The sequence below is a fragment of the Mycobacterium persicum genome, from assembly GCF_002086915.1.
Lineage (GTDB): Bacteria > Actinomycetota > Actinomycetes > Mycobacteriales > Mycobacteriaceae > Mycobacterium > Mycobacterium persicum.
The window spans coordinates 907,423-926,165 of record NZ_MWQA01000001.1; the positions used below are offsets into that span (position 1 = coordinate 907,423).

The following is an 18,743-nucleotide window of genomic DNA, read 5'->3' on the forward strand; positions in this document are numbered from 1 at the left end:
TTGCCCGTCCAATGCCGGGCCAAGAGAATAGCTGGGTCGCCATCGCGATCATCGCCGTCTGGATAAGACAATGACGCCGATCGGCACCAAAACCACCAGACAGCCAAGAATCCACGCCAACGTCGGCGCCATGACCGACCATGTCACCGGTAAGACTTTCTTAGTGGTATCGCCCGCCAGAGCGCGCAACGCCTCGACAAACTGAGAGATGGGTTGATTACGCACGAACGGGTGAATCCATCGAGGAAACAGCCGGATTGGCATGAGACCGACTGACAACAGTCCGAAGATCAAGATCGGCAGGGACAGGAGAGGCACCATCGCGTCGGGGTTCTTGGTAGCGGTGCCCAGCAAATCAGCGGCTAGCGCCAGCACAACCCCGATGACGAGCACCAATACGCAAAAGCCAACGATATAAAGCGGTCCGCGATGAAACCGGAACCCGACCACGTAACCACTAATCAGCGATACCGACAGTCCCCAGCAGCATCGGTATAGAGCGACGGACACGCGAGCAAGCACCGGTGTCAACGGGGCAATTGGCATAGTGGCGAACCGTCGATTGATGCCTCGCAAGGCATCGGTGGCCGCTCGGAAACCCGTCCCGATTGCCGCAAAAGCGATGGCTTGCAATGCGACCAACGGCGTGATGTATTGCCCGATGCTGCTGGCTACTCCTGAGCCGCCGACGAACTGGTTCCACGGTTTAGCGAACGGTAGGTAAAAGCCCACCATGAACACCACCGGCGCCCCGACCGTGGTGAGTTTCTCTCCGACGCTCAGACTCGGCGAGATAAAGCGGCCAAAGAGCACCCACCCTTGGCGAAGCGTCAGCAGGCGTGGCGTCTTCACATTCGTACTCAGCCTCCACCAGGTTGCGTGCCGGGGCGGATCGATAACGCGGGAACTCATCGCAGAGCCCACTTCGTGAGATGGTGCGCCCTGCAGGGCTCGCCGGGATCCGGCAACCGGAGTCTCAGAGCGGCGTTGACTTGTTGCGGCGACTGTGATCCGAGCGCTGCGACATGCGGATCGAGATCCTTCCGCGGCGCATCTTGCCGCCGGTGATGCTGCCGATACATCCGCCGTTTGGCGGCGCCGTCGGTGATGAACCGTTCCGGTTTGACCTTGGTTTCATGGTCGAGGGCTCTCGGGCCGGGACATCTAATGGGGAAGAGCGTGTCCATGGTGCTATAGGATAGTATTGTTTACGAGTCATATGTACAGGCAGCAGCCCGCCGCGCCCTGCCAGGGCTATCGAGTTGGTGATTTACCGCGAATCAGCGCAATTCCGTACAGGGCTGCCGTGGATTGAACTGCCCCGGGCGTCGCGTCTGCCACGCCCAGTCCTAGTACCGGGGAGGCCGGCGGGCGCGGAAAAGTAACCGACTCCAATAGCATCATGCCTGTGAGGTATCAGATGAGAGGGGTTGGCTGATGTCGGGAACCGGAGAAGTGATCACCATCCTCCCCGTGAGCGAATGCTGGGAACTGCTGAAAAGCGTGACCTTGGGGCGGCTGGTCACCAGCGTGGACGGACGTCCGCAGATCTTCCCGGTGAACTTCGCTGTCCAGCGCCGCACCATCCTGTTCCGCACCGCGGAAGGCACCAAGCTGGTCAGCGCCGCGATGAACAACCAGGTGCTGTTCGAAGTCGACGATCACACTGCCGTCGAGGGCTGGAGCGTGATCATCCAGGGCAGGGCACGCTCACTTCGTAGCGACGAGGAGATCGAGGAGGCCGACCGCGCCCAGCTCTTGACCTGGATCGCAACCGAGAAAAAGCACTATGTGCGGATACTTCCCGACCTGGTGACCGGCCGTCGTTTCCGGTTCGATCGACCGAGCCCCTCAGAGCCGGTTCAGTGAGCTCGGCACCATGCCGTCGCGCGCTGCGCGGGGCATGAGTTCCAGCGACCAGCACCACCGGCGCGCCGGGGAGGTGGTGGGTGCACGACACTGCGTGGCGTCGCCCGCTCAGCACATGAAACATACGTAGTTAGCTGCAAAGAGATTCCGGCTTGATCAGTGGGTCCAATAAGTGGATCAGCCGATAGGCGATGCGGTGCGGCAGACCCCTGCGTGTGCCGTCGAAGATTTCCGGAAGCGGCGCGAATCCCAACGAAAGCCGCAGCGCATCAAGCTCTTTCGCGGTGGCAGGCATGTCAATGCTGAGCCGCTCGTCAACCCCACGTTGAGAGCGTCCGGACGCCGGAACGGCGCATAGACTAGCGAAGCTGTTTCGCGACCTGTCGACCCGCGCTCCGGGGCGGGGCTGCGGACGTCAACCGGTGCCGCGCATTGTCCTTCGACCAGCCGGTGACCCCCACCGCCTGGTCCAGGATTTTCCTTGTCCGTCTTGGACGCCTTCATGTACGCCGTGGCGAACTTCGCAGTGATCTCGCCACAAGACAACTTCGAAAACCCACTTCTCACGCCCGGGCGAGCATCACCCTTTCGTAATCATCTCTACGTGATACACAGAGGGTGTTTCGCGGGCATTTCTCGTGATGCTTACCGCTTGCTACACCCACCAGCATGGGGCAAGTTATGCTGTGCCGCGCACGTCAACGGACACTAATAGAGAATCGGCATGGCGCCGCAGGAGATTAGGGTTGATCCGGTCACACTTCACCATGGGTCGAAGCAGGTGCTCAGCGCCTTCGAGGAGGCCGCTGTGGAATTTTTCGACCATGACAACAACCTGGCCGAAGCGACACCGGGCTGGATAGGCGCCTCACAACGAGCGCTGAACGAGGTTTCGACCCGTTGGTGGATCCGACACCGCGATCACCTGTGGTCAGGGACGGAGCTTGGCATGGGCATGGGAGCAGGGGTGGCCGGCTACCTCGAAAACGAGGACGCATCGGTCCAGGCAATGACGTCGGTTGTGAGAGCACCGGGTGCTTGATGGAGCCGCTGACCCCTGACGACGTCAGGCGCTGGGATTTGTCGGCTATCCAGCAGGTGTTCAAGGTCGCAACCGACCGGGCCACAACGTTGCAGCGCCTGGGAGCCAACCTCCAAGAAGTTAAGGACATACTTTCGCAGTGGCACGGCGAAGGCGGAGAGGCATTTCATTCCAGCCTAGACAAGAATCGCACCGACATTGAAGCCGATGGGCAAGAATCTGCGCGGGTGGGTGCCGTGGTGCAGCGCGCCGAGGAAGACATCCGACAATGCAAATCCATGCTCAATAAGGTCGATGAGCTTGCCCGGGCGAACCACTGGACCATCACCCCTGACTGGCAGATCGACATCGGCAACACCGGCATCGGGCGCGGACACGACCTGCAATTCATCACCACCTTACAGCTACTTCAGGCAGACCTCGGCGAAGTCAGGATGCGCGCCCACGCCGCCGACCACGAACTGGCCACCGCCCTGCGGGCGGCGGTTGGCGAGGCCCCGCTCGACCAAACTCGACAGCCGACACCTTCTCCTGCAGTTGACAGTTCGCCCGAGGGCGTTACGGCCGAACAGTTGCGCCAGATAATGCCAACGCTATCGCCGGAAAAGACCGCGCAATATCTGCCCATGTTGAACAAAGCGATGGCGGAAGGGCAAATAAACACGCCACTGCGCCGTGCCGCATTCCTTGCTCAACTTGCGCATGAGAGTGGCGAGCTAAAGTGGTTCGAAGAGTTCGCGGATGGCTCGGCATACGAAGGCCGAACTGACCTCGGTAATATCCAGCTGGGTGACGGACCCCGATTCAAAGGAAGAGGCCCAATTCAGATCACTGGTCGCTCGAATTACACCCGAGCCGGACAGGCGCTTGGCGTTGATTTGGCCAATAACCCAGACCTGGCTGCACGCCCCGACATCGGCTTTCGTATTGCGCAGTGGTATTGGACCACCCACAACCTCAATACCCTCGCCGATGGCGGTCCCGCCAGCTTTGATGACATCACTCGCGCAATTAACGGCGGCCTAACCAATAAAGCCGACCGAGACCAGTATTACGCTACAGCATTGAGAGTTCTTGGAGCACATTAATATTGAGGCGACAGAGCAAGGTAATTGATCGCATGCTTCGGACATCATGTCGAATAGCCGCAACCATTCAAATTTGTGCGGCGCTGCTTGCCGGCTGCCAGGGACAGACGAAACCTCCGGCCGATGATTCGAATACAACGCGGGAGAGCCTCGTAGCCTACCGAGCTGCGGATGAGATGGGTCTAATCCAAGGAACCACGGTTATCGCCAAGGCCAGTGGAACGTATACCGAACCTTCTGGCACGCCACTGATCACTGACGATGGGCATTTCATATTCGCTCGCTCATCACCCGCCACACTAACCACGATTGACGTTCAGAATCGTCGAGTCAATACAGTGCCAATACCGACCGCCCAACGACTTGGCACCGGTGGTGGCAGCACGATTGTGTGGCTTGATGGGCATCAACAAGTCATGCAGCTAGATCTCACGAAGCCGTCGCACGGCGCCACCGTACGCCAGATTGTCGACCTACCTCCTTTAGCCAACTCTTTGATACCGCGCGACCCCATGCTGGTTGCCGCCCGCAACGGCACGGTGATTCTCGCGCGGGTGGAATCAGAGCCCTCTCCCTTCGGCGGCCCCGATACTCTTTTCGCAATCCGGTCGGGTTCGACCGTCCCATTAAGTAAAGCTGATACCAACACTCCGGTGTCAGTCGGCGCTGTCAGCCCGGACGGCGACAACTACGCCTTCGGCCTTTACCGACGATCGAGCAACGCGTGTGGCCAGGGGGCGGTCACGCTGGTCAAGCTGGCCGATCGGTCGCAACAGACCATAGAACTCAACCAGCCACCAAGCGAAGCAGTCGGATCTCAAATCTCCAAAATGTGGTGGCCGGCAGGCGGGCCCGCCACGCTGAGCTATTCCAGTTGGAACTGCTCCGATATGAGCACCACCGTTCCGCAGACCGTCTGGCAATTAGCTGGAGACCACTTGGTTCAGCAGAGCCCGGATCGGGCACTGGAAATCCTCAACCTGTCGCCGCATGAGCGCGCAATCATTATCCCTGAACAATCCGCGCAGCCCCAAGCATCTGGAACACTCGTCATCGAGATCAACGGAAAGCGGACCATGATCCACGCTCAGGTTAGTGACATCGCACACATTGGCGCTCAGCCTCCTCATGTCTAATCCGTGGGAGGGGAACCCCGACTTTCAACAACCAAAGCCCGGCCACGGTTGCATCGTTATGGGAGTGTCACCGGAAATTCGTCCGGCATCTGCTCCATTGTGAGGGGATTATTGACAACGGTGAGATCTCGAGGGGAATCTGCTTTGGATCCCCCGTGCGATTGGTATTTGCCGAAGGTTTCCTTCTCAGCAGCAGTTGTCAGCCGCATAACGGCTCAGCGCGCTCGATCGATTTCATCGACAGCCATGCGCACCACCGCCGGCACCGCGGCTGCCACCTGCGGTGTCAAACCGACGCCGGGGCCGGTATCGGCCGCTTCGACGGAGACCACCACCAGCGCGTCAGGCACCCGGTCAAGGGCCTGCCCCAATGCGTATGCGGCGGCGACGTCGACGCGATGCGAACTGATGGCCTCGGGTGACACCAGATCGCTGAGCGCACAACGGGTTACCCGGCCCGGCAGGGGCGGCGTGGCGACGGCGGCATCGATCACGATGGCTAGCCCAGCACCCGACCACGCCTCCAGCAGGCCCATGGGCTCCACAATGTCGGTCACCACCCGGATATCGGGCAACCCCAGTTCGTCGAGTGCGGCGGCGGCGACAACGCCCACGCCGTCGTCGCGGCGGTAGCGATTGCCCAGCCCGACGACGACAACCGGGCCCGCGGTCATCCGCGTTGCACCGTCAGCGTCAGGAAATGCGCGGAGCAGGAGATGCACGGGTCGTAGTTGCGGATCACCTTCTCGCACAGGGTGGTCAACTCGGCATCATCGAGCGCGAGGTTCGCCGAAACCACGCGAGCCAGGTCGTCCTCGATGGCCGCCTGGTTCTGAGAAGTGGGCGGGATGATCGTCGCCGCCAAAATCAGCCCGGCGTCGTCGATTTCGTATCGGTGGTACAGCAGGCCGCGGGGCGCCTCACTGACGCCGTGACCGACGCCCGCACGGACCGGCACCTCCACGAATGGGCGTGACGGCCGCTGGTATCCGTCAATGATGCGCAGCGCCTCCTCGAGTGCGTAGACCACCTCGACGGCACGAATAACAATGCTGCGGAAAGGATTTCGGCATTCACTCGACAGTCCAGCGGCTGCGGCGGCCTCGGCGGCGACCGGCGACAGCGCCGACGAATTGAGGCAATACCGCGCCATCGGCCCAGTCAGGTAGCGGCCACCGTCAAGGGTGGCATGCAGCGCGGTCGAATGCGGCACCTGCGACTCGTGCACGTGGCCGGTGAACTCGGCCACCGGGAACGACGGGCCGGCGCTGCGCGCGATGGCGCCGTTCTCGATCGCATACTGACCCGGCTGGCTCAACGCCAGCATCTCGTGGTCGAGCTCGAGGTCGGGAAAGTCGAACCCGGACACCCACTCCACCGTCGCCAACGCGTCGTCGAGCGCCCGGCGCAACAGCTCGGCCAGCGGCGCCAACTGCGACCGGTGGGGCACCGAGTAGAACCCGCCCAGACGCACGTTGATGGGATGTATCGACCGTCCGCCGAGGAAGTCCATCAGCTTGTTGCCGGCCTTCTTCAGCCGCAGCCCGCGCTCGACCGCCGCACGCTGGTCGCGGGCCAGGGCGATCACGTCTGGACAGCCGAGGAAGTCCGGCGCGTGCAGCAGGTAGACATGCAGGACGTGGCTGTGGATCCATTCGCCGCAGTACAACAGCCGGCGCAGCGCCACGAGCTCGGGATCCATCTCGACTCCGCAGGCCTGTTCGATCGCGTTGCAGGCACTGACCTGATAGGCGACCGGGCAGATGCCGCAGATCCGCGCGGTCAGGTCCGGTGGCTCGGTGTAAGCCCGCCCCCGCAGGAATGCTTCGAAAAACCTTGGCGGCTCGTAGATGTTGAGCTGCACGCTGTCCAGCGCGCCGTCCTTCAGCGTGACATGCAGCGCCCCTTCCCCTTCGACGCGGGTCAGGGTGCCGACGCTGAGCGTCCGGTCTTGCGGGGTCATCGGTCGCTCCGCGCATCGGCTCGTTCAGCGGCGAACGCGGTGACGTTGAACGTCGAAAACACCCGGTCGACATCCCCGTCGGACATCCCGTCGCGGCGCAGCAGCGGTATCAGCGTGGCGGTTTGCGGTGCCGCGGACGGACCGAAGCAGCCGTAGCAGCCACGATGATGGCTGGGACACAAGGCGCCGCAGCCGGCATGGGTGACCGGCCCCAGGCACGGAATGCCTTCGGCGACAACGATACACGTCGTACCACGCAGTTTGCATTCGGTGCACACCGTCTTGGCCGGCAGCCGCGGTTTGCGCCCGACCAGCAGCGCGGCCAGGGTGTCCAGCAGCTGTCCGCGGTCGATCGGACAGCCGTGCAGCTGGTAGTCGACCTTGACGTGTGCGGCCGCGGGCGTCGAAGTCGCCAAGGTGTCAATGTATTCCGGATTCGCATAGACCAGCGAGGTGAACTCGCCGACGTCGGCGAAGTTGCGTAGCGCTTGCACCCCGCCGGCGGTCGCGCACGCGCCGATGGTGACCAGTATCTTCGACTGGTCCCGGATCTCGCGGATGCGCTGCTCGTCGTGGTGGGTGGTGACGGATCCCTCGACCAGTGATATGTCGTACGGCCCGCCGACCATCGCGCTGGAGGCCTCGGCGAACGTGGCGATCCGCACCTGGTCGGCAAGAGTGAGCAGCTCGTCCTCGCAGTCGAGCAGGGTCAGCTGGCAACCGTCACACGAGGCAAATTTCCACACCGCCAGACTGGGACTCATCTACAGCTCCTTGACCCGTAGTAGCGGGCCGGCGACGTCGTACCCGACGACCGGTCCGTCCCGGCACACCAGTAATGGGCCCAGCTGGCAGTGGCCGCACCAACCGACACCGCACTGCATGTTCCGCTCCAGCGATACCCGAATATCTCGCGCCGCAACGCCTTTGGCGAGCAGGGCGTCTGCCCCGAACCGGAGCATGGGCTCGGGCCCGCACAGGAACGCGGTGGTGCGGTCGGGCCGCAGCGTGAGCCGGCGCAGCGGTTCGGTCACCAGACCGACTTCACCGCGCCAGTCCTGGACGGGCACGTCGACGGTCAGGTGGAGTTCGATGTGCGGGTCCTCCGCCCACTTTTCCAGTTGTGCGGCGAACAGAAAGTCGGTCTTGGAGCGGGCCCCCACGACCAGCATCAGCCTGCCGTAGCGGGTGCGGTTCGCCAACGCGCCAAGGATTGCCGGACGCAGCGGGCACAGTCCCACCCCGCCGGCCACCATCACCAAATCCCGTCCGGCCGCCTCGTCGAGTCCCCAGGTGGTGCCGAACGGCCCGCGCACCCCGATCAGGCTGCCCGGCCTGGCACCGTGCAGGGCGCGGCTGACCGCCCCGACCGCGCGGATGGTGTGGGTAATCGAGCCGTCGGTGACGGTGGGATCCCCGCTGATGGATATCGCCGCTTCGCCGACGCCGAATGCGTAGAGCATCATGAATTCACCGGGTTGCGGCGCGGGAAGTACCGCATCGAGCGGCTCCAGACACAACGTCGCCGCATCCGGGCTTTCCACCACCCGGCTGCGTACCCGATACGGGACCGGCGCCATCGCGGACGGCGGCAAGGCGCTGGTCACCGGGACGCCTCCCTCAGTCATCGCGGGCCATCTTGTTCATTTCCTCGGTGATGTCGATGCCGGTGGGGCACCAGGCAATGCAACGCCCACAGCCGACGCAGCCCGACATGTCGAACTGGTCATGCCAAGTACCCAGCTTGTGGGTGAGCCAGTGCCGGTACCGCGACGCGCCGGACCGGCGCACACTGCCGCCGCCGTGGACATAGGTGAAGTCGAATTCGTAGCAGGACGCCCAATGCTGCCAGCGTTCGGCGTGCTCACCGGTCAGGTCGGTGACGTCTTCGGTGCTGGTGCAATAGCAGGTCGGGCACACCATCGTGCAATTGCCGCAGGTAAGGCAGCGACTGGCCACCTCTTCCCACTGCGGCGACTCGCGTGACCGGACAAGTAGCTCACGTAGATCAGTGTCCGGCATCTGCCGTCCCATCCGATGCGATGCGGCCTCGACATCGGCGCGCGCGCAATCGATTTCGTCGCCGCCAGCCGGCCGGTGCGGCAGCGCCGCGAGCACGTCGGCGCCGTCTTGGCTACCGACGTCCACCAGGTAGGTCATCCCCTCGGCGCCGACGCGCTCGGTCAACGCCAAGTCGTAACCGGGTCCGACTGCCGGTCCGGTGCCCATCGAGGCGCAGAAACACAGCCCGCCCGGTTCGGTGCAATTCACCGCGACCACGAAAGCCTGACGCCGGCGGCCGACGAAGGTGCTGTCGGCGTATGCCGCACTACCCAGCACCCGGTCGAGCGTCGCGATCGCGGCCAGATCGCAGCCGCGCACGCCGAGGAAGGCATACCGCGGAACATCCTCGGATTCGGTGGCGCCGAACCCGTCCCGGGTGCCAGCCCACAACCGCTGCCGCGGCGGGTGCAGGAACTGTTTCCACGACTGCGGCCCGGCCGAATGCCCGAACGCCGCGTCGTCGTCGCGCCGGCGCACCCGATAGTGCCCCGGCGCCACGTCGACGCCCCAACCACGCGGAAGATCGTCGGCCGAGTCGAGTTCGGCGAGCACAATCGCGTTGTCGCGCAACGTCGGACCAATGACACGATAGCCCCGCTGGATCAGCACCTCGACCAGGCGGTGCAACCCGACGGTGTCCAGCAATACAGCCTTGGAGTCTTCCCCATGTCTGGTCATCGACACGTCATCAGCCTATTTCACAAACGCTGGCGAATGCTGCGGCATCTGAATCTTGTCCCGGCACAGGTGTTCAATACCGATTCCTCCGGCCACCGTCGTCCTGCAGGCAACTGAGGTCGCGCTCCCATGCGGCATCGCGTGCCCGGTCGAGCCGGGAGCGGACCGAGCCGACCACTAATGACATCGCGGCCCCGCAGGTCAGCACGATCAGCACCGAGGTGACGACCGCGTCCACGCCCGCATGCCACCTCGGTGTCGGTGGCCGGACCAGGTTGCCGTCCCGGTCCACCCAGATTTCGACGCGCTGCCCCACATTGAGCGGAGCACTGTGCCGGAACGAGCCGGTGCGCTCGCCGGCCGCCGCCGCCCAGCGCACGTGTACGACAATGCCTTCGGAGTTCGGGTCGTGGGTGGCACCGGTGACCGTGGCCGTCACCGGGTGCCGTACCTGTGCCTGCGCGGCGTATTGGTGGTCCCGGGCGTCGAGGACCTCAGCGCCTACGATAGCGGCGGCAGGTATCAGCAAAAGCGACGCGACCAGCACGACCAGCAGCAGCAGGGCTTCCAGACGGTCGGTGCGCCGAAGCAGCGGATTGCGACCGACCAAGCGGGCGAGCCGCCAACAGCGCGGGTCTATGGTGAACGTCTCCATCGCAACTTCCTGAAACTTCTTGCGGGCCTTGGGAATCGGACGGCTATTCAGTGACGGATTTCTCGCCGTCGGCAATCCACTCGACGATCTCGGAGAGGTCACGTCGCGGCGTCGACGGCAATGGGTCGGCATTGATGGGCGCCCAGCCCACCCGCAGCAGCATCTGCGGATACTGGCTATCGCCGAAGACATCGGCACGAACCGCCGCACGTGTTTCGGCGATTTCCAGCGGTTCGGTGACCGGGCAGCTGGCCAGGCCCATCGCCGTCGCGGTCAACAGCACGACGCTGGTTGCCTCACCGGCGCGTAGCTGAGCCAGCCGATCGTCGGTGCGCGTTCCCAATGCCAGCATCACCGCATTGTCGTCGGCGGGCGAGACATCCGGCGGCATGGCCAGCTCCGGGCCGGCGAAACGCCGGCTGGGTATCGGCGCCGCAGGGTCGGGTATGGGCGTATTGCGGGCGGGAACACCGACCGCCGAGGCGTGCCGGCCACTCCACGCGGTAAGCTCGGCGAGATAGTCGGCATCGGATGCGTGGTCCCAAACCGATTTCGCCACAACGGCATTCAGCTTGTCCATGGCGTCGACCTGATGTAGCGTCACCCCATTGCGGGCCGCTCGCGCAGCCATCAACGCTATGTCGCTGACCGGCACCGGCCAGAAACTGTAGTGCCGCCGATCGGTTCGCCGCCGCGGTATCGCCGCGGCCAGCATGATGTCCAACTGATCGGCGTTCTGACGAGACACTTCGATGGAGGCAAGATGACTCGGGTCCGCAGGATTGGGCACCCTACACACTTTGGCTTGCCAACCCGTCGCGGCCAGGGCGATGATGCAGTGGTTCAGTGCCGCACCGCAACTCAGGATCAGGTCACGCCCTTCCGGGTCGGTGGTGGGCAACTGCAGGCCGGTGTCGGCGTAGAGATGCAGGGACGCTTCCCCCACCCGCCACCGCCACGGCTGCGTGTTGTGCACAGACGGCGCCCGAGAGGCCAGCGTCAGGACCGTGCGGACTGTGCCGGCATCCGGAAAATGCGCAGTCATGGTCGTTACTCCTTTCGGTCGGCGGAGTCGTCGTATCAACGATTGCGCAATCACATCGGCGGGACGAGGGCACGGCGTCCTTGCAGCGAAGGACTTTGTGCCATTGCCGAATCGGCGAACGTCCTCTCGGCGCCACGCCGGCGAAGGGATTCAGGAGTTGGGTGCTTGCGCGCTGGCGGGCCGCGGCGGCGGCCCGGTCGCGGCGTCGTCTTCGGCGAGGGTGAAGTAGCTTTCCTCTTCCTGCACAAAGTGCAACCGCAACAGCGCATACAGGCCGTACAGGCAGGCCAGCAGGTCGTCGACTTGGTCATGCCGAATTGCCCCGGCCGACTGCGCCAGCGCCAGGTGGGTCGCGATCCGATCGGATAGCCGCTGGATTTCGGCATGGGTGCGGCTCATGGTGGCGGTGGCTTCACCGCTGCCCAGCGGACGCGCCAGCGCCGGGTAAAGCTGGGCCTCCTCCGCCTGTTCGTGCGGCAGGATCCGCTCGGTCAGCAGGGTATGCGCCGCGGTCAACGACGCCAGCGCCGCGGCATCAGGCCCGGCAGCCACCCGATCGGCGGCGGTGCGCAGCAGCCCGATGGTGTCACGCAGCTGGTCGTGTTCGTCCGCGAAGCGGTGCAGCAACTGCTCGGTACCCGCGGCCAAGCGCAACTCGGTGTCTGGGTTACCGCGTAACGCCCGAAGCGCGTTGCCGATCACCGCGATATCGATACCCTCTTGCAACAATGCACCGGCCGCAGGCGGCAGCCAGCCCAGCGCCGCGATCGCCATGGCCAGCAGCGACAGGCTCATGCCGACGACCGCGCTCTGCACCGCGATCCGCCGCGACCAGCGCGCGATGTCCATCGCATCGGCCAGCCGATCGAGCCGATCGGTGGTCAACACGATGTCGGCGGCCTCCGAGGACGCGGTGGCTCCCCGGGCGCCCATCGCCACCCCGACGGTGGCCGCCGCCAGCGCGGGGGCGTCGTTGACGCCGTCACCGACCATCACCGTCACCGCGCGTTCGGATTCGGCGCGCACCGCGGCGAACTTGTCGGCCGGGCTCTGGTCGGCGTAGACCTCGTCCAGGCCCAGAATCGTGGCGACCTCCCGCGTCGGTTCGGCCCGGTCGCCGGTGAGCAGGATCAGCCGGTTCAGCCCGGCCTCGCGCAATCGGCGCACGGTGCGCGGCGCGTGCCGGCGCAATGGGTCGCGCAGTAACACCGCCCCGGCCGGGTCGCCGTCGACGCAGACCCAGGCGATCGCCGCGCTGTCCAACCGGGCCCGGTTGATCGCGGCTCGCACCCAGGCGCCGGTCAGGGCGTCGGCGGCCGACTTGCCGACCGTGATCCGATGCCCGTCGATGTTGGCGGTGACACCGCGGCCCGGCTCTTCGGCGACTTCAGCCGGGAGCGACAAGCGCAGACCCCGGCTGAGCGCTTCGGTGACGATGGCCTCGGCCAGGACGTGCGGGGAAAGCTGGTCCACCGAGGCGGCCAGCCGCAGCGTCTCGGTGGCGTCCCGGCCGGGGGCAGCCACCACGTCGACCACAACAGGACGCCCCATCGTCAGCGTGCCGGTCTTATCCATCACCAAAGTCGTTGCGTGCCCGAGGTTTTCCAACGCGACTCCGCTGCGGATCACCACCCCGGCCCGGGACGCCCGAGACAGCCCGGAGACGATCGCCACCGGCGCGGCCAGCAGCAGCGGACACGGGGTTGCCACCACCAGAACCGCCACGGCGCGGACGGCCGACCCGCTCGCCAGCCAGGCAGCCGCGGCCAGCAGCAGCGACAGCGGCAGGAACCATGCCGCGTAGCGGTCGGCCAACCGCACGATCGGTGCGGTCTCCGCACCCGCCTGCTGCGCCATTCGGACAATGCCGGCGTAGGTGCTCTGGTCGGCGGTTTTGGTGGCGCGCAGCTCAAAAGCGCTGCCGGCGTTGACCACACCGCTGCGGACCGGTTCGCCGACCGCACGTTCCACCTGCAGCGGCTCGCCGGTCAGCGCGGACTCGTCAAGGACGGCTACCACGTCGACGATGCGCCCGTCCACGGGGACCACCTCACCCGGGCCGACAACGACAATGTCGTCGACGACCACGTCCGCCAACGGGACAAGACTGACCTGGGTGCCGGCACGTCGCCTTGCAAACCGCGGCGCACGCTCGAGCAGCGACCGCAGGTCGCGCGACGCGCGGCGTTCGGCGGCCGCATCGAGGGCACGACCACTTGCCAGCATCACCGCGATCAATGCGCCGGCCACGTATTCGCCCACCAGCAGGGTGCCGATCAGTGACAACACCGCGATGACGTCGACGCCGATGCGGCCCCGGCGCAACGCGGCCATGACCCAGACCGAGGCCGGCACGACGGCCAGTGCGGTACCCGCGATCCAACAGCCGTCGGCCAGGCGGCGCTCGCCAAGCAACCAGGCGATCCCGCCGGCGGCCAATAGACCTACGGTCGACACCACCAGTGCCGGTTCGATCAATCGGCGAACTCGCGATAGCCACCGGTCGCCCGAAGTTGCGGTATCGCCAACCACCTCGAAAATCCTATCGCTTGCCGATACTTTCGACGTCCACCACAGCCGGGCCCGATACAGCGCAACGAATCCGCAATCGAGTTCACCAGCTCGACGTTGGCCCTGCTAGGGCCGTAATGCCCAGCTCCCCCGGGTCCTTGGACTCCGGGCCTGGCCGGGCCGACGTCGACGCATTTCGTGATTCACGAGCCGGGTGCTGCGTACAATCACGCGCCGATAGGTCTAGCCGTATACCCGGCCGCGGGACGAGCACCGAAGGAATCCGATGCCGATAGTCAGGTTGCTGGTCGTCGTCTTCGCGCTCAGTTGGCCGGGGATCGTGGCATGCGGGTCGCCGCAAAAGCCGGCGCCACGCCCGTCGGCTTCGAGTTCCACCTCGACGACGGTCAACACGACCACTGCGAGCACCAGCCAACCCGGTACCACTGCGTCACCGTCAGCTCCCACCACCACCGCACCGTGTGTGGGGTTGTCGATCTGTCCACCGCCGCCGCCGGACGCCGAGGGCAATCCCGCGTGTTTCTATTCCGACGGCTGGCAGGCGACGTCGTCCGGGGCCGGCATCGAGGTGTGGTATTTCCATGAGCCGCAGAACATGGCAAAGCCCGACAAAGTGACCGCGGTAGTGCGCAAGAAGGACGGCACCATCGAGTCCCAGGAAGCCGATATCGAAGCGGGGCAACAAGTACACCGCTTCGAGTTTGCGACCATCAACCAATCTGCGGTCGCAGAGGTGTTTTTCGACAGCAGCGCCGGCCGGTGCTTCGTCATCGGGCCGGGCAGCTGACGATCTCAGTGTCGTTCTCCTGACACATCGCGCCGCGAGGCGCCGATGAGTTTCTGCATCAGCCGGTGCCCGCCGAGGACTATCGCGGCACGATCGGGTCCACTGCCGCGGTGCACCGCGGCGGCGTTGTCTCCGGTGATGAACACCGGGCCGGATGCCAAGTTCTGCAAACCCTCGCGCGCTGCGTCGGCGGGTTCGGCCACCGAGATCCCGGGCACGTCGAAGTTCAGGCCGGCTCGCTCCATGGCCGGCGTGCGGGTCACCCCCAGCACCAACTCGAGAACGTCAACCCCGCAGTCGCGCAGCTCCAGCCACAGGCTCTCGGCGAACAGCCGACTGAACGCCTTGACGCCGGCATACACCGACTGCCGCATCGAGCCGTATGTCGCTGCGCTCGAACCGATCAGCAGGATGCCGCCGCGACGGCGGGCGCGCATCGGCCGGCCGAAGTGATGTACCAGTTCGAGCATCCGGGTCACGTTGAGGTCGACGACTCGAGCGATGTCGGTCAGATCGGCGTCGAGGAACTTCTGCCGGCAGGTGTTGGCGCCGGCGTTGTAGATCAGCAGGCCGACCTCCAGGTCGGCCGTTTCCGCGCTGATCCGCCAAATCGATTCAGTATCAAGAAGATCCACGGCAATCGTATGCACCTGCACACCGATCTCCCGGCACCTGTCCGCGGTGTCGGCCAGCGGTCCCGGCTTGCGCGCGATCAGCACCAGGTTCAGCCCGGCACCGGCCAACTGCGTGGCGAATTCCGCGCCTACGCCCTCCGAACCACCGGCGATCACCGCCCACGGGCCGTACTTCGCGACGTCGGGCATGGTTCCTCCTCCGCGCTGAAGCCAGCACCACGTGGCATCGGCGAAAGCCACCAGTTCTATTCGGGCACCGCGATCGGGTTAGCGCAAGACCGAGTCCTTACAGTTTCCGTCATGAGCACCGTCTTGGACATCGCCAGCAACGGACCGACCCGGGTCTGGACGATCAACCTGCCCGATGTCGGCAACGCGATCACCGGCAAGGATTTCATCGCCGCATTCGAAACCGCCGTCGACGACGCTAACGCCGACACCAGCCTCTGCGCGGTCATTTTGACCGGAACCGGCAAGATCTTCTCCGCCGGCGGCAACGTCAAGGAGATGGCCGACCGCGACGGGATGTTCGGGCTGGACGCGATCGATCAGCGGCACGCCTATATCGACGGGATCCAGCGGATCCCGCGGGCTTTGACCCGGCTCGAGGTTCCGTTGATCGGCGCGATCAACGGGCCGGCCATCGGCGCCGGCTGCGACCTGGCGATGATGTGCGACGTTCGGGTCGCGTCGGAACGCGCCTGGTTCGCCGAGAGCTTCGTGCAGCTCGGGCTGATCCCCGGCGACGGCGGCACCTGGTTTCTGCAGCGGATCGTCGGCTACGAACGCGCCGCAGAGATGACGTTCACCGGCGACCGGGTGGACGCCCCGACCGCCCTGCAGTGGGGCATGGTGAGCCGCGTGGTACCACACGAGGAACTGCTGGCCGAAGCACAGGCGCTGGCCGACCGCATCAGCAACAACCCCGCCCACGCATTGCGGATGGCCAAGCGGCTGCTGCAGGAGTCACGGACCGGATCCCTGGAGTCGACGCTGGGGATGGCCGCGGCTATGCAACCGCTGGCCCATCGCGACCCCGAGCACCAGCACCGCATCGCCAAGTGGAAGACCCGTTGATGGCACCGCCCAGGTTGGTGCCGCCCGCCGTCGTCGACCCCTCGGGCACCGACGCGTTGCGGGCCGAGGTTCGCGCGTTTCTCGCCGAGCAATTGGACGCCGGAGCATTCACCCCGTCCGTCGATGCCTGGCTGACGCAGTGGGACGAGCAGTTCACCGCGGCGCTGGCGGCACGCGGCTGGCTGGGCATGACCGTGCCCGTCGAATACGGCGGCCACGGACGCTCATTTGTGGAGCGGTTCGTCGTCACCGAAGAACTGCTGGCAGCCGGTGCTCCGGTGGCCGCGCATTGGGTCGCGGACCGCCAAATCGTGCCGTCGCTGCTCAAATACGGTACCGATCAACAGAAGTCGCATTTCCTGCCGCGGATTGTGCGTGGCGAGTGCTTTTTCGGCATCGGCATGAGCGAACCCGATTCCGGCTCCGACCTGGCCAGTGTGCGCACCCGGGCCGAGCGCGTCGCCGGCGGCTGGTCGCTGTCGGGCACCAAGGTCTGGACGTCGGGCGCCCATCGCGCACACGCATTCATCGTGCTCGCCCGCACCGCACCGGTGGATCGAGCCGATCGCCACGCCGGGCTCAGTCAGTTCATCGTCGATCTGCGCTCGGCCGGCGTCGAGATCCGTCCTATCATCTCGATGAACGGCGACCACCATTTCAACGAGGTCATCCTCGACAAAGCGTTCGTGCCCGACGGCATGGTGTTCGGCGAAATCGGCGACGGTTGGCAGCAGGTGACATCGGAGCTGAGTTTCGAGCGCAGCGGGCCCGAACGCTTCCTGTCGACCTTCGTACTGCTGGCTTCGGCCGCCGAAAACATGGCCCTGCAACGGCTTTCGTATGATGTCAATCTGGGGCGGCTGGTGGCGCGGGTTGCCGGGCTGCATCAGATGTCGGCCGCGGTGGCGGGTGCGCTGCAACGCCATGAACGGGCCGACGTCGCCGCGGCGGTGGTCAAGGTGCTCGGCACCACCGCCGAAGGCGACATCGCCGACTTCGCCGACCGCCACGCAGGCGGTGATTCGCACTACGCCGATCTGGTGTCGCGGGCGATCGACCAGCGTCCGGGGTTCACGCTGCGCGGCGGCACCAACGAGGTGTTGCGGGGTGTCATCGCGCGGGGGCTGGGGCTGCGATGACGACCGTCGATCCAACCGGCCCGGTCGACCCCGCCCTGGCCGAGATGATGGACGCCGTCTTCGCGGGTTATCGCGAAACCCATCCTGGGGGCGTGGCGCGTGACGCGGCACTGTGGGGACGCCTCGATGATCTCGGCCTGGTGCGGCTCACTGGGTCCGAAGAGTCCGGCGGCAGCGGTGCCGGCTGGTACGAAGCGGCCGAGCTGCTTGCCGCGGCGGTTCGCCATGCGGTGCGAATTCCGTTGGCCGAGCACGATTTGTTGGCGTGCTGGCTGCTGCAGGCCAACCGGATGCCCGCCGACAGCGCGGTGCGGACGGTGTGTCTGCTCGACGACCGGGGCATTGCCGAAGACGTGCCCTGGGCCAGCGGCGCAGACCGGATCGTGGTGGTCTGGCACACCGGCTCCGGATACCAGCTGGCCGACGTTGCGGCAGAATCGCTCGTTATCACCGCTGGTACCAACCTGATCGGTGAACCGCGCGACACGGTATCGGCGGATCCCGCCGTGCTGCGCGGGGTTCCGGTTGCCATGCCGGTGGTGGCGACGCTGTCGCGCAGGTCTGCGCTGGTGCGGGCGATCCAGGTGTGTGCGGCACTGGACCGGATTGTGCAGCTGTCCATCGAGCATGCGACTTCACGGGTCCAGTTCGGCCGGCCGCTGTCGAAATTTCAGGCGATCCAGCACCTGATCGCCGACATCGCCGCCGAGGCCGCCCTCGCCCGGGCCGCGACGAAGTCCGCGCTCACCGCCGCGGTTCGCAGCGAGTGGTCCGCGCCGAACCTGGATTTCCTTGTCGCCGTTGCGCGTTCGTGTGCGGGTCAGGCCTGCTCGGTCGTGGTGCGCAATGCTCACCAGGTCCATGGCGCGATGGGTACCACGCACGAACACCGCCTGCACGAGTACACCCGCGCGGCACTGGCGTGGCGCTCGGAGTTCGGTTCGGTCCACTACTGGGACGAGCAGGTCACCCGCGCGGCACTGAAAGCGGGGTCGGCCGGCCTCTGGAGCCTGATAACCGGGTGACGCCAGGC

The 18,743-nt window shown here is 65.4% G+C and carries 20 protein-coding genes; 8 read left to right on the forward strand and 12 right to left on the reverse strand.

Annotated features, from left to right (window positions below; all coding sequences use genetic code 11):
* Positions 1 to 48 precede the first annotated feature (48 nt).
* Positions 49 to 912 (reverse strand): ABC-2 transporter permease, encoded by an 864-nt coding sequence (locus B4U45_RS04065; protein WP_075545455.1) that lies wholly within the window; start codon positions 910 to 912, stop codon positions 49 to 51.
* A gap of 525 nt (positions 913 to 1,437) precedes the next feature.
* On the opposite strand from B4U45_RS04065, the gene B4U45_RS04070 reads away from it, so the two are divergent.
* Positions 1,438 to 1,869: a pyridoxamine 5'-phosphate oxidase family protein gene (locus B4U45_RS04070; protein ID WP_075545454.1), complete on the forward strand. Its 432-nt coding sequence runs from the start codon at positions 1,438 to 1,440 to the stop codon at positions 1,867 to 1,869.
* A 130-nt stretch (positions 1,870 to 1,999) separates the two neighbouring features.
* Here the strand turns inward: B4U45_RS04070 and B4U45_RS04075 are convergent, their stop codons facing one another.
* On the reverse strand, positions 2,000 to 2,164 hold the full coding sequence (locus B4U45_RS04075) for a hypothetical protein (protein ID WP_158006296.1): 165 nt from the start codon (positions 2,162 to 2,164) through the stop codon (positions 2,000 to 2,002).
* A gap of 513 nt (positions 2,165 to 2,677) precedes the next feature.
* Between B4U45_RS04075 and B4U45_RS04080 the strand changes: the two genes are divergently transcribed.
* The 3 genes from B4U45_RS04080 to B4U45_RS04090 all read left to right on the forward strand — a co-directional run bounded on the left by B4U45_RS04080 (position 2,678) and on the right by B4U45_RS04090 (position 5,135).
* Positions 2,678 to 2,911 carry an RNA 2'-phosphotransferase gene (locus B4U45_RS04080; protein ID WP_131808248.1) on the forward strand — a complete coding sequence of 78 codons (234 nt, stop codon included), beginning with the start codon at positions 2,678 to 2,680 and terminating at the stop codon, positions 2,909 to 2,911.
* Positions 2,911 to 3,999 (forward strand): glycoside hydrolase family 19 protein, encoded by a 1,089-nt coding sequence (locus B4U45_RS04085; RefSeq protein WP_075545453.1) that lies wholly within the window; start codon positions 2,911 to 2,913, stop codon positions 3,997 to 3,999. The genes B4U45_RS04080 and B4U45_RS04085 overlap by 1 nt, the downstream gene beginning before the upstream one ends.
* 416 nt (positions 4,000 to 4,415) lie before the next feature.
* Entirely contained in the window at positions 4,416 to 5,135 is a 720-nt protein-coding gene (locus B4U45_RS04090; RefSeq protein ID WP_142995494.1) for a hypothetical protein, read from the forward strand.
* A 215-nt stretch (positions 5,136 to 5,350) separates the two neighbouring features.
* Here the strand turns inward: B4U45_RS04090 and B4U45_RS04095 are convergent, their stop codons facing one another.
* The 9 genes from B4U45_RS04095 to B4U45_RS04135 form a co-directional block, all read right to left on the reverse strand.
* On the reverse strand, positions 5,351 to 5,809 hold the full coding sequence (locus B4U45_RS04095; RefSeq protein ID WP_075545451.1) for a hydrogenase maturation protease: 459 nt from the start codon (positions 5,807 to 5,809) through the stop codon (positions 5,351 to 5,353).
* On the reverse strand, positions 5,806 to 7,098 hold the full coding sequence (locus B4U45_RS04100; RefSeq protein ID WP_075545450.1) for a Ni/Fe hydrogenase subunit alpha: 1,293 nt from the start codon (positions 7,096 to 7,098) through the stop codon (positions 5,806 to 5,808). Before B4U45_RS04100 ends, B4U45_RS04095 begins: the two co-directional genes overlap by 4 nt.
* Positions 7,095 to 7,862 (reverse strand): NADH-quinone oxidoreductase subunit B family protein, encoded by a 768-nt coding sequence (locus B4U45_RS04105; protein ID WP_075545449.1) that lies wholly within the window; start codon positions 7,860 to 7,862, stop codon positions 7,095 to 7,097. Before B4U45_RS04105 ends, B4U45_RS04100 begins: the two co-directional genes overlap by 4 nt.
* A complete protein-coding gene (locus B4U45_RS04110; RefSeq protein WP_075545448.1) occupies positions 7,863 to 8,726 on the reverse strand; it encodes an FAD/NAD(P)-binding protein in 864 nt (287 codons plus the stop codon).
* Positions 8,719 to 9,840 (reverse strand): 4Fe-4S dicluster domain-containing protein, encoded by a 1,122-nt coding sequence (locus B4U45_RS04115; protein WP_075545504.1) that lies wholly within the window; start codon positions 9,838 to 9,840, stop codon positions 8,719 to 8,721. Before B4U45_RS04115 ends, B4U45_RS04110 begins: the two co-directional genes overlap by 8 nt.
* A gap of 73 nt (positions 9,841 to 9,913) precedes the next feature.
* Positions 9,914 to 10,495 carry an Rv1733c family protein gene (locus tag B4U45_RS04120; protein ID WP_075545447.1) on the reverse strand — a complete coding sequence of 194 codons (582 nt, stop codon included), beginning with the start codon at positions 10,493 to 10,495 and terminating at the stop codon, positions 9,914 to 9,916.
* A gap of 43 nt (positions 10,496 to 10,538) precedes the next feature.
* On the reverse strand, positions 10,539 to 11,540 hold the full coding sequence (locus B4U45_RS04125) for an Acg family FMN-binding oxidoreductase (protein ID WP_083153457.1): 1,002 nt from the start codon (positions 11,538 to 11,540) through the stop codon (positions 10,539 to 10,541).
* A 150-nt stretch (positions 11,541 to 11,690) separates the two neighbouring features.
* Positions 11,691 to 14,072 (reverse strand): heavy metal translocating P-type ATPase, encoded by a 2,382-nt coding sequence (locus B4U45_RS04130; RefSeq protein WP_083153455.1) that lies wholly within the window; start codon positions 14,070 to 14,072, stop codon positions 11,691 to 11,693.
* A gap of 222 nt (positions 14,073 to 14,294) precedes the next feature.
* Positions 14,295 to 14,522, reverse strand: a complete 228-nt coding sequence (locus B4U45_RS04135) for a hypothetical protein (protein ID WP_162877233.1) — start codon at positions 14,520 to 14,522, stop codon at positions 14,295 to 14,297.
* A gap of 19 nt (positions 14,523 to 14,541) precedes the next feature.
* Here B4U45_RS04135 and B4U45_RS04140 point away from each other — a divergent pair, with 19 nt between their 5' ends.
* Positions 14,542 to 14,859 carry a hypothetical protein gene (locus B4U45_RS04140; protein WP_240316454.1) on the forward strand — a complete coding sequence of 106 codons (318 nt, stop codon included), beginning with the start codon at positions 14,542 to 14,544 and terminating at the stop codon, positions 14,857 to 14,859.
* 5 nt (positions 14,860 to 14,864) lie between these two features.
* On the opposite strand, the gene B4U45_RS04145 is transcribed toward B4U45_RS04140, so the two are convergent.
* Complete coding sequence (locus B4U45_RS04145) at positions 14,865 to 15,683, reverse strand: SDR family NAD(P)-dependent oxidoreductase (protein ID WP_075545444.1); 819 nt, start codon at positions 15,681 to 15,683, stop codon at positions 14,865 to 14,867.
* 111 nt (positions 15,684 to 15,794) lie between these two features.
* Here B4U45_RS04145 and B4U45_RS04150 point away from each other — a divergent pair, with 111 nt between their 5' ends.
* The 3 genes from B4U45_RS04150 to B4U45_RS04160 are packed head-to-tail and all read left to right on the forward strand — an operon-like array spanning position 15,795 to position 18,735.
* Positions 15,795 to 16,571 carry a crotonase/enoyl-CoA hydratase family protein gene (locus tag B4U45_RS04150; RefSeq protein WP_075545443.1) on the forward strand — a complete coding sequence of 259 codons (777 nt, stop codon included), beginning with the start codon at positions 15,795 to 15,797 and terminating at the stop codon, positions 16,569 to 16,571.
* Positions 16,571 to 17,710 (forward strand): acyl-CoA dehydrogenase family protein, encoded by a 1,140-nt coding sequence (locus B4U45_RS04155; RefSeq protein WP_075545502.1) that lies wholly within the window; start codon positions 16,571 to 16,573, stop codon positions 17,708 to 17,710. The genes B4U45_RS04150 and B4U45_RS04155 overlap by 1 nt, the downstream gene beginning before the upstream one ends.
* A complete protein-coding gene (locus B4U45_RS04160) occupies positions 17,707 to 18,735 on the forward strand; it encodes an acyl-CoA dehydrogenase family protein (RefSeq protein ID WP_075545442.1) in 1,029 nt (342 codons plus the stop codon). The genes B4U45_RS04155 and B4U45_RS04160 overlap by 4 nt, the downstream gene beginning before the upstream one ends.
* Positions 18,736 to 18,743 lie beyond the last annotated feature (8 nt).

Coding starts and splice junctions, on each gene's coding strand:
- B4U45_RS04160 (WP_075545442.1), top strand. CDS start 17,707: ATGACGACCGTCGATCCAACCGGCCCGGTCGACCCCGCCCTGGCCGAG.
- B4U45_RS04105 (WP_075545449.1), bottom strand. CDS start 7,862: ATGAGTCCCAGTCTGGCGGTGTGGAAATTTGCCTCGTGTGACGGTTGC.
- B4U45_RS04145 (WP_075545444.1), bottom strand. CDS start 15,683: ATGCCCGACGTCGCGAAGTACGGCCCGTGGGCGGTGATCGCCGGTGGT.
- B4U45_RS04095 (WP_075545451.1), bottom strand. CDS start 5,809: ATGACCGCGGGCCCGGTTGTCGTCGTCGGGCTGGGCAATCGCTACCGC.
- B4U45_RS04125 (WP_083153457.1), bottom strand. CDS start 11,540: ATGACTGCGCATTTTCCGGATGCCGGCACAGTCCGCACGGTCCTGACG.
- B4U45_RS04075 (WP_158006296.1), bottom strand. CDS start 2,164: ATGCCTGCCACCGCGAAAGAGCTTGATGCGCTGCGGCTTTCGTTGGGA.
- B4U45_RS04100 (WP_075545450.1), bottom strand. CDS start 7,098: ATGACCCCGCAAGACCGGACGCTCAGCGTCGGCACCCTGACCCGCGTC.
- B4U45_RS04085 (WP_075545453.1), top strand. CDS start 2,911: ATGGAGCCGCTGACCCCTGACGACGTCAGGCGCTGGGATTTGTCGGCT.
- B4U45_RS04070 (WP_075545454.1), top strand. CDS start 1,438: ATGTCGGGAACCGGAGAAGTGATCACCATCCTCCCCGTGAGCGAATGC.
- B4U45_RS04150 (WP_075545443.1), top strand. CDS start 15,795: ATGAGCACCGTCTTGGACATCGCCAGCAACGGACCGACCCGGGTCTGG.
- B4U45_RS04155 (WP_075545502.1), top strand. CDS start 16,571: ATGGCACCGCCCAGGTTGGTGCCGCCCGCCGTCGTCGACCCCTCGGGC.
- B4U45_RS04115 (WP_075545504.1), bottom strand. CDS start 9,840: ATGACCAGACATGGGGAAGACTCCAAGGCTGTATTGCTGGACACCGTC.
- B4U45_RS04065 (WP_075545455.1), bottom strand. CDS start 912: ATGAGTTCCCGCGTTATCGATCCGCCCCGGCACGCAACCTGGTGGAGG.
- B4U45_RS04120 (WP_075545447.1), bottom strand. CDS start 10,495: ATGGAGACGTTCACCATAGACCCGCGCTGTTGGCGGCTCGCCCGCTTG.
- B4U45_RS04090 (WP_142995494.1), top strand. CDS start 4,416: ATGCAGCTAGATCTCACGAAGCCGTCGCACGGCGCCACCGTACGCCAG.
- B4U45_RS04110 (WP_075545448.1), bottom strand. CDS start 8,726: ATGACTGAGGGAGGCGTCCCGGTGACCAGCGCCTTGCCGCCGTCCGCG.